General features: G+C 64.1%; 7 protein-coding genes. 6 read left to right on the forward strand and 1 reads right to left on the reverse strand.

The window, feature by feature from the left end; translation table 11 throughout:
- Positions 1-89: 89 nt before the first annotated feature.
- Positions 90-1,466 carry a tetratricopeptide repeat protein gene (locus tag QMX84_RS24895; protein WP_282365032.1) on the reverse strand — a complete coding sequence of 459 codons (1,377 nt, stop codon included), beginning with the start codon at positions 1,464-1,466 and terminating at the stop codon, positions 90-92.
- Between the two features lie 275 nt (positions 1,467-1,741).
- On the opposite strand from QMX84_RS24895, the gene QMX84_RS24900 reads away from it, so the two are divergent.
- The 6 genes from QMX84_RS24900 to QMX84_RS24925 are packed head-to-tail and all read left to right on the forward strand — an operon-like array spanning position 1,742 to position 8,869.
- On the forward strand, positions 1,742-3,358 hold the full coding sequence (locus QMX84_RS24900) for an ABC transporter substrate-binding protein (protein ID WP_282365033.1): 1,617 nt from the start codon (positions 1,742-1,744) through the stop codon (positions 3,356-3,358).
- Positions 3,355-4,347, forward strand: a complete 993-nt coding sequence (locus QMX84_RS24905) for an ABC transporter permease (RefSeq protein WP_048367699.1) — start codon at positions 3,355-3,357, stop codon at positions 4,345-4,347. The genes QMX84_RS24900 and QMX84_RS24905 overlap by 4 nt, the downstream gene beginning before the upstream one ends.
- Positions 4,344-5,192, forward strand: a complete 849-nt coding sequence (locus QMX84_RS24910; protein ID WP_282365034.1) for an ABC transporter permease — start codon at positions 4,344-4,346, stop codon at positions 5,190-5,192. The genes QMX84_RS24905 and QMX84_RS24910 overlap by 4 nt, the downstream gene beginning before the upstream one ends.
- The gene (locus QMX84_RS24915) at positions 5,189-6,814 is read left to right on the forward strand and encodes an ABC transporter ATP-binding protein (RefSeq protein WP_282365035.1); all 1,626 of its coding nucleotides are present in this window, start codon (positions 5,189-5,191) and stop codon (positions 6,812-6,814) included. The genes QMX84_RS24910 and QMX84_RS24915 overlap by 4 nt, the downstream gene beginning before the upstream one ends.
- Positions 6,811-8,034, forward strand: a complete 1,224-nt coding sequence (locus QMX84_RS24920; protein ID WP_282365036.1) for an LLM class flavin-dependent oxidoreductase — start codon at positions 6,811-6,813, stop codon at positions 8,032-8,034. The genes QMX84_RS24915 and QMX84_RS24920 overlap by 4 nt, the downstream gene beginning before the upstream one ends.
- Positions 8,021-8,869: an alpha/beta hydrolase gene (locus QMX84_RS24925; protein WP_282365037.1), complete on the forward strand. Its 849-nt coding sequence runs from the start codon at positions 8,021-8,023 to the stop codon at positions 8,867-8,869. The genes QMX84_RS24920 and QMX84_RS24925 overlap by 14 nt, the downstream gene beginning before the upstream one ends.
- Positions 8,870-8,931: the final 62 nt, after the last annotated feature.

The following is an 8,931-nucleotide window of genomic DNA, read 5'->3' on the forward strand; positions in this document are numbered from 1 at the left end:
GGCTTGCTCGCGATCGGATCAACGTGATCTGGCAGAGATACCGAGTCGTCTGCATCGCGAGCAAGCCCGCTCCCACGGGTATCAGGGGGTTATGAGGTGTGTGGGGTGTTGAGCACCGCCTCAACCCGCGCTGCGGCGGCTTGCGCCAATGTCGGTAGGCCCAGCGCCTGGTACACCCGCTCCAGCGCCCGGTTGGTCGGTACGTCCTGTGCGTCATAGCGGCGACGCAATTCCAGCACCTGCTGCGCCCCGGCCCAGTCTTGCGCGTGCAGGCGTGCGTCCAGTTCGATCTGGGCGAACAGGTCGCGCTGCGCATGGCTGCCGCCAATGTCGTTCAACCGGGGCAGGGCCACGCCCAAACGTTCCAGCGCCAGCCGGTGTTCACCACGGGCATGGGCCAGCAACCCTTCGGCCAGCGGCAGGGTGACCTCGGCCCAGACCGCCCGGCTGAACACTGGCGCTTCACGCGCATGCTCGCGCAATGCGTGCAGTAATTGATCGGCCTCGGGCTTGCCTGCGCGGCCCAATCCATACAGGTATTGCACGCTCAAAAACGGCTGCACGGTATCGCGGTGGCGGGCTTGCAAGTACGGCGCGAGTGCTTCCCAGCGCTGGCCCACATTGACCCCGGCCAGCTCCAGACGGGCCAGCAGCGACACTGCGCCGATCTGGTCCTGGGAGTACGCCGGCAGCACGCCCCAGACATGCTGGTCGTAGATTTCCAGCACCCGCGCCTGATCGCCACGGGCCAGATAAAACAGCGCCAGATGCCACCAGTTGTGGGTGTACATAAACGAGTTGAGGCCCTGCCAATGGTGGCTGACGCTTTCCAGAAAACCGATGCCTTCTTCAATGCGCCCTTGGGTCAGCATCACGTGGGCCAGCGCATGTTGCGCCCAGGGTTCGCTCGCTTGCAGTTGCAGAGCGCGGCGCGCACTGGCTTCGGCCTCATCCAGCAAATGGCATTGCTCGTAGGCGAACGCCAGCATGCCGTGGCTCTGGGCGATATCGTCGCTGGCCGCTACGGCCTTGAGGGCGATGCGCAGCAGCGCAGGCCAGTTGCCGCGATTGAACTCCACGTACTGGTTGAGCTTGGCCGCGAACAGGTCGCGGGGGTACTGGTCGAGCAGCGTTTCGCTGAGGTGCAGCACCTGGTCCAGGTCTTCGTTGATCCACGCCTGCAACAGCGCTACATACAGCGCTGCCCGTGGCTGCGGGTCGGTCACCTGCGCGGCGATTGCGCGAAAGCGCTCGGCCAGCACCGGGCCTTCGGGTGATTCGCTGAACATCATCAGGATGCCGGCCAGGGCATTGCTTAGCGCCGACTCCGGGTGGCGCTCGGCACTGGCCACAATCCCCTCGGCACGCGGGTGGTAGCTGAGAAAACCCAGGGTGAAATCGTCCAGCGCCTGACGCGCCAAGGGGTGGTCGGTGTCGATGGGGTTGCCGAGGTAGTCGTGTGACATGCGAGGTGTCCGCTCAAAGGTCGATCCGTTGTACAGGGCAAGGGCTGTGCCAGTTCGTGCGGCTGCGCAGTCAGGCGCACTGGGGGGAAAACAACACGTTGGCCACTGTTGCTTTTTCCACAGTCAGGTCCGGGGCTGTGGTTTTTTCATCAATGCGCCAGCGCCGCAGACTGCCGCACCGCCGGTTCAGCGGCCTGCAGGCGAGTGGCACACCCCTTGCAAAACTGCTTGGCAGTGGGGCCGCATGCCCCGAGCAATTAACGCCAGGAGTTCGCATGTCCAGTCCAGCCCATCGTCATCCGCCTCGCCCCGGGCCGCTGCGCCTTGCCCTCAAACGCCTGGGCCTGCTGGCCAGTGCCGCGGTGTTTGCCGCCAGCGTTCACGCCGCCCCGCAAGACGGCGGTGTGCTCAACCTGATCGCCCAGCCCGAGCCGCCGTCGCTGATGCACGGCGTGGTCACCCATGTCTCGACCCAATACGTCAGCGGCAAGATCCTCCAGGGCTTGCTGACCTTTGACACCGATCTCAAGCCCAAGCCGGTGCTGGCGCGCAGTTGGACGGTGTCACCGGACGGTCTCACCTATACCTTTGAATTGCAGCCCGACGTGCAATGGCACGACGGCAAGCCGTTCACCGCGTCTGACGTGAAGTTCAGCTTCGGCACCTTCTACCCTGAAGTCGATAAACGCATTGCCAGCGTGTTCGAGGAGTACCTCGACAGCATCGACGCCAGCCAGCCGCACCAAGTGGTCTTCCACCTGAAAAAACCTTTCGCGCCGTTCCTGTCATTGCTCGGCAGCGGTCTGCGCCCGATTGCCCCGGAGCACCTCTACGCGGGCACCGATTTTCGCAGCAACCCGTACAACCTCAAGCCGGTGGGCACCGGGCCGTTCAAGTTTGAGGAGTGGAAGCGCGGCGCTTACATCAAGCTGGTGAAAAACCCCAACTACTGGAAAAAGGGGTTGCCGCACCTGGACGCGATTGTCTTTCACGTGATCCCGGACGGCTCCTCGCGTGCTGCCGCCTTTGAGCGCAACGACGTGCAGGTGCTGCGCAGTGGCGATGCCGACTACTCCGATCTCAAGCGCCTGGGCGCACTGCCGGGCGTGGAGTCTTCGGACAAGGGCTGGGAGCTGTACTCAGGGCTGGCCTACTTGCAGTTCAACACCCGCAAGCCGCCGCTGAACAACCCCAAGGTTCGCCAGGCGATTCTGTATGCGCTGAACCGTCCGTTTATCGTCGACAACATCTTCTTTGGCGCCGGTAAGGTCTCGCCCGGTGCTTTCGCCTCCAGTTCGCCTTACCACGACCCGCAACTGCCGCAGTACGGCTATGACCTGGCCAAAGCCAAGGCGCTGATCGCTGAGTCCGGGGTGGACGTGGGCGCCGTGCGCATTCGTTTGCTCAACGGTGAGAAAGGCGGCGCCTGGGAGCGTCTGGCCGAGTACACCCGCCAGGCCTTGCAGCCGCTGGGCTTCAAGGTGCAGGTGGTGACGTCGGACGCGGCGACCTGGTTCCAGCGCGTCAGCGATTGGGACTTTGACCTGACCTACAACTTTATCTTCCAGATCGGCGACCCGTACCTGGTCAACGCCTACCTGTACCGCACTGACTACATCCTTAAAACCTCGCCGTTCGCCAACGTCGGCGGCTACAGCAACCCGGACGTCGACAACCTGTGGAGCAAGGTTGCTGACACCCCTGAAGGCGCGGAGCGGACTCGCGTGTACAGCGAGCTGGAGCACAAACTCAACGACGACCTGCCGGTGGCGCCGATCTTTGAAATGCGCTACCCGACGCTGTTCCACAGCCAGGTGAAAAACCTGCTGCAAACCGCCACCAGCCTTAACGAAGACTACGAGAGCGTCTACCTGGACGCCCCGGCGCCATGAGCGGCGTGTGGTTCCTGGGCGCGCGCCTTGGGCGTGCGCTGCTGATGATCCTTGGCGTGCTGGTGCTGAGCTTTTTGCTGGTGCGTTTGGCGCCGGGGGATCCGGCGCAGTTGATGGCCGGTGAGGCGGGCGTGGACGATGCCCAGTACATCGCCAAGCTGCGCAGTGAGATGGGGTTGGATCAGCCGCTGCCCCAGCAGTTATTGCACTACTTGGGCCAGGTCGCGCACCTGGATCTGGGGTACTCGTACCGCAATCAGGCGCCGGTCTGGGACTTGTTGTCCGAGCGCCTGCCCGCCACCTTGAGCCTGATGGGCTCGGCGTTTGTCATCTCGTCACTGTTCGGCGTGGCCCTTGGCGCGTTGGCTGCGCTCAGCCGTCAGCGCCGCCGCTGGCTGGACGGGCTGATTTCCAATGGTGCGCTGTTGTTGTACGGCACGCCGCCGTTCTGGCTGGCGATGCTGTTGATCGTGTTGTTCTCGGTCAAGCTCGACTGGCTGCCGGCGTTTGGCATGCAGACCGTCGCCGCTGACCTGAGCGGTTTTGCCTGGCTGGGCGACCGCCTGCGCCACCTGGTGCTGCCGTGCCTGTCGCTGAGCTTTCTGTTCCTGGCTTTGTACGTGCACCTGACCCGCGCCGCCACCCTGGAGGCGTTGCAACAGGAACATGTCTACACCGCCCGTGCCAAAGGCCTGGCCCCGTCAAGGATCGTCTTCGCCCACGTGCTGCGCAACGCGCTGCTGCCGGTGGTGACCTTTGCCGGGTTGCAACTGGGGCAACTGGCCAGCGGCGCCTTGCTGATTGAAGTGGTGTATTCCTGGCCGGGCATCGGCCGCTTGATGTACGACGCCCTGTCCCAACGTGATTACAGCGTGTTGCTGGGCGGCTTTTTGCTGATCTCGGTGTTGGTGGTCGGTTTCAACCTGCTCACGGATTTGGCCTGCCGCCTGATCGACCCGCGCATCGGCGCCGAAGGGGCAGCACGATGAAGGATTCCAGTGTGTGGCAACGTTTTATCGGGCAACCTGCGGCGCTGATCGGCGCGCTGTTTTTATTGCTGCTGGGCCTGCTGGCCGTGGCGGCACCGTGGCTCTACCAGGGCTCGCCCTGGGAGATGAACACCACGCCCATGCTCGCGCCGTTTACCCAGGCCAGGCATTGGCTGGGCAGCGACATGCTGGGCCGCGACCTGGCCACCGGCTTGCTGTACGGCGCCCGGGTGTCGCTGTCGGTGGGCGTGTTGGCGACGCTGGCCACCTTGCTCACCGGCTTGCTGGTGGGGGCATTGGCCGGTTACTTCGGCGGCTGGCTGGACGCGGTGCTGATGCGCGTGGCCGAGTTCTTCCAGATCATTCCGCAACTGGTGCTGGCAGTGATTCTGGTGGCCGTGCTGGAGCCGTCGCTGGGCACCATCGTGTTGGCCATCGCGCTGGTGGCCTGGCCTGCGGTGGCGCGGTTGGTGCGCAGCGAGTTCCTCAGTTTGCGCCAGCGTGAATTTGTGCAGGCCGCGCGGGTGCTGGGGCAAGCGCCGCTGGCCATCGTGTTTCGGCAAATCCTGCCGAACGCTTTGGCGCCGTTGCTGGTGACGCTGAGCTTTGTGATGGCCACGGCGATTCTCACCGAGGCGGCGCTGGCTTTTCTTGGCCTTGGCGACCCGGATGCCATGAGCTGGGGCTACATGATCAACGCCTCGCGCGGGATGCTGCGCGACGCCTGGTGGATGAGCCTGATGCCGGGGCTGGCGATTCTGTTTTGCGTGCTGGCGGTTAACCGTGTGGGCGAAGGCCTGCGCATTGCTTTTGAACCTGCCCGTCGCCCTGGAGATTCCGCATGAGCGCAGCCCAACCGATTTTGCTCGACGTCGAGCACCTGCGCATCGCACTGCCTGCGGGTGGCGACCGCAGCCACGCACTGCATGACGTGTCGCTGCACGTGCGCGAAGGGGAATGCCTGTGTGTGGTGGGCGAGTCCGGCTCGGGCAAGTCGATGCTGGCCAAGGCTCTGCTGCGCCTGCTGCCAGCACCTCTAAAAATCGAGCACGGCACTCTGCGCTGGCGTGGTGAAGACCTTGCCAACCTGGATGAACCGGCCATGCGCGCCTTGCGCGGGCGCGACATCAGCATGGTGTTTCAAGAGCCGATGAGTGCGCTCAACCCGTTGCTCAGTGTGGGTCGACAGATCGACGAAACCTTGCAGGCCCATGGCGTGAAAGACCGCGCCCAGCGCCGTGCTCGGGTTGTCGAACTGCTCGGTTATGTCGGCCTGCCGGACCCGGAGCGGCTCTACCATGCCTACCCGTTTGAGTTGTCCGGCGGCCAGCGCCAACGTGTGGTGATCGCCATGGCGCTGGCCTTCGCGCCGAAGCTGTTGATTGCGGACGAGCCGACCTCGGCATTGGACGTGACCACGCAACGGCAGATTCTTGATTTACTGCGGCGCATCCAGCGTGAGCAGGGCATGGCGATGCTGTTTATCACCCACGACTTTGCCGTGGTCGAGGCCATTGCCGACCGCGTGCTGGTGTTGCAAAAGGGCCATCACGTAGAAGCAGGCACGGCGGCTCAGGTACTGGGTGCGCCGCAGCAAAATTACACGCAGCAGTTGATCGCGGCGGTGTCTGCGGCCCCTGACCACCCGCGCCCGACCCTGGCGCCGGGCAAGCCGGTGTTGCAGGCGCAGCAACTGGAAAAACACTTTAACCGCCGCCTCGGTTGGTGGGGGCGGCGCACCACGCGGGCGCTGGCGGGTGTCGATCTGCAACTGGCCGAAGGCGAAACCCTGGGCATCGTCGGTGAGTCTGGCTCGGGCAAATCGACCTTGGGCCGCTGCCTGGTGCGTTTGTTGCGCAGCGATGGCGGCAGCTTGCACTGGCACGGGCGTGACGTCACCGACCTGCCTGAAGCGCGGTTGCGCGGGCAGCGTGGAGAGGTGCAAATGATCTTTCAGGACCCGTTCGCCTCGCTCAACCCGCGCCAGCGCATCGGCACGCAACTGATGACCGGGCCGCTGGCTCAAGGTCGCAGCCCGGCGCAGGCGGCAGAAAAAGCACGCGAAGTGCTGGGTCTGGTGGGCCTGCCAGAAACGGCGCTGGACCGTTATCCCCATGAGTTTTCCGGCGGCCAGCGCCAACGTATCGGCATCGCACGGGCCTTGGCGGTGGAGCCCAAAGTATTGATCGCGGACGAATGCGTGTCGGCACTCGATGCGCTGATCCAGGTGCAAATTCTTGAATTGCTTGAGGACCTGCAACGGCGGTTGAAGCTGAGTATTGTCTTCATCACCCACGACCTGCGCGTGGCGGCGCGCTTGAGTGACCGCATCGCCGTGATGCAGGCCGGGCAAGTGGTGGAGCAGGGCGCGACCGCCGCGTTGCTCGGCCAACCCAACCACCCTTACACCCGTAGGCTGCTGCAAGATTTTGCGCTGCATACCCCGGTGCTGGAGGCCACACCATGAGCCAACGGATGATGAGCCTCAACGCGTTTTTGATGGCCACCGGGCACCATATCGCGGGCTGGCGCCACCCCGAGGCCCAGGCCGATGGCGGCCTGAACGTCGCCCACTATCAGCAACTGGCCCGCACTGCCGAGCACGGTTGTTTCGATGCGTTGTTCCTCTCCGACACCTTGGCCATGTTGCCGGGCAGCGTTGAGGCGCTGAGCCGCATGTCGCGCACCGAGCACTTCGAGCCGCTGACGTTATTGGCGGGGTTGGCCGCCGTCACCGAGCGCATTGGCCTGGTGGCGACGGTGACCACCTCTTACAACTCGGTTGAGTCGCTGGCCCGGTCCTTCACTTCTCTTGAAGCCCTCAGCGGGCAGCGCAGCGGCTGGAATCTGGTGACCTCCAGCAATGCCAACGAAGCCTTCAACTTTGGACGAGACGGCCACTTTGAACACGCCCGACGTTATGAACGGGCCCACCGCTTTTTGGCCGAGGTGCAGCAAGGTTGGGCCAGCGCCGGTGTAGCGCCGGTGCAAGTGCTGGCCGGCGCCTCACGGGAAGGCTGCGAGCTGGCAGCGGCCCATGCCGAAGTGGTGTTCACCGCACAACCTGAGCTGGCGGGCGCCCAGCGTTTTTACCGTGACCTCAAGGCCTTGTTGCCCCAGTACGGGCGCAGTGCCGAGCAGGTCAAAATCATGCCGGGCGTGATGCCCATCGTCGCTGAAACGGCGGATGAAGCGCAGGCCTTGTTTGATCAGTTGCAAGGGTTGGTGCAGCCCGAAGTCGGTCTGTCGCTGCTCGCAGATATTGCCGGTGGCACCGACCTGTCGGCCTTCGCGCTGGATGGGCCGCTGCCTGAACTGCCCGCTACCGAGTCCGGGGTCAGCCGTCGTGACTTGCTGATCCGCGTGGCCAGAGCAGAAGGCTTGAGCATTCGCCAGCTTTACTTGCGCATGGCAGCGGCACGCGGGCATCTGGTGCTGGTGGGCGATGCGCGGCACGTGGCCGACACACTGGAGCAATGGTTTGTCGAAGGCGCCGCCGATGGCTTTAACGTGATGCCGCCATATCTGCCCGGTTCGCTGGATGCGTTTGTCGACAAGGTGGTGCCCGAGTTGCAGCGTCGTGGCTTGTTCCGCCGCGCTTATCAGGGCCGCACGTTGCGTGATCATCTTGGCCTGCCTCGTCCCGATTATTTTGCTGCTCAGGAGGCCAAAAGTGCCCAAGGCTGACCCCAACCGATTCGCCCACCTGCCGCTGGTGCGTGGCCAACTGATAGACGTGCGCCCCGGACGGCGACTGAGCGTGGCCGTGCATCAGGGCAACTGCGACACCGTGGTGTTTTTGGGCCATGGCAGCGGCGGCAACAAAGACCAGTGGCGCGAGCTATGGCGCAACTTGAGTGAGCAGGGCTACACCTTGGTGGCCTGGGACCTGCTCGGCCATGGCGACAGCGACAAACCGCGCGACGCCAACGCCTACGCCTGGGACGAACTGGTGGCCGACAATCTGGCGGTGCTCAAGCGCTATGCCGGGCCGCGCAACCTGTACGTGGCGCACTCCTACGGCACCGGCCTGGCCATGAGCACTTTGCTTGCATTGCCGCGTCAGCAACCGGCGCTGCGCATCGACGGCGTGTTGCTGCTGGGTAGCGTCTTGCATCGCCCCGTAGGGACGGGTGGGTTGTTGAGTTTGCCGAACTGGCTGCTGACGTTATTGCGGCCGATCTTGGCCAAAGACTTTCGCGCCCGCGCCTGGCACCCCGAGGCCGACCCGGCGTTGGTCGACTACGAGGATGGCCTGGCCCAGCGCAACCGCCTGGACGTGTTCAAAGCCCTGATGAACAACGCCCAATGGCCCGAAGCCCAAGCCCTGGCCGGGCTGAATGTGCCGGTGTACGTGGTGTCTGGCGAAACCGACGGCCTGACCCCCGCCAGCGGCGGCGAAGCCCTTGCCCGCCACCTGCCCAACGCGCACTACCAGGTATTGCCCTGCGGCCACCAACTGATGCTCGAATGCCCGGAGCAAGTGCTGCAAGCCTTCGAGCGTTTAGCGGCTAACGGTTGACCCCTGTAGGAGCGAGCTTGCCTCGCGATCTTTTGATCTTTTAAAAGATCGCGAGGCAAGCT

This window comes from Pseudomonas sp. PS01297 (assembly GCF_029959305.1).
GTDB lineage: Bacteria > Pseudomonadota > Gammaproteobacteria > Pseudomonadales > Pseudomonadaceae > Aquipseudomonas > Aquipseudomonas helleri.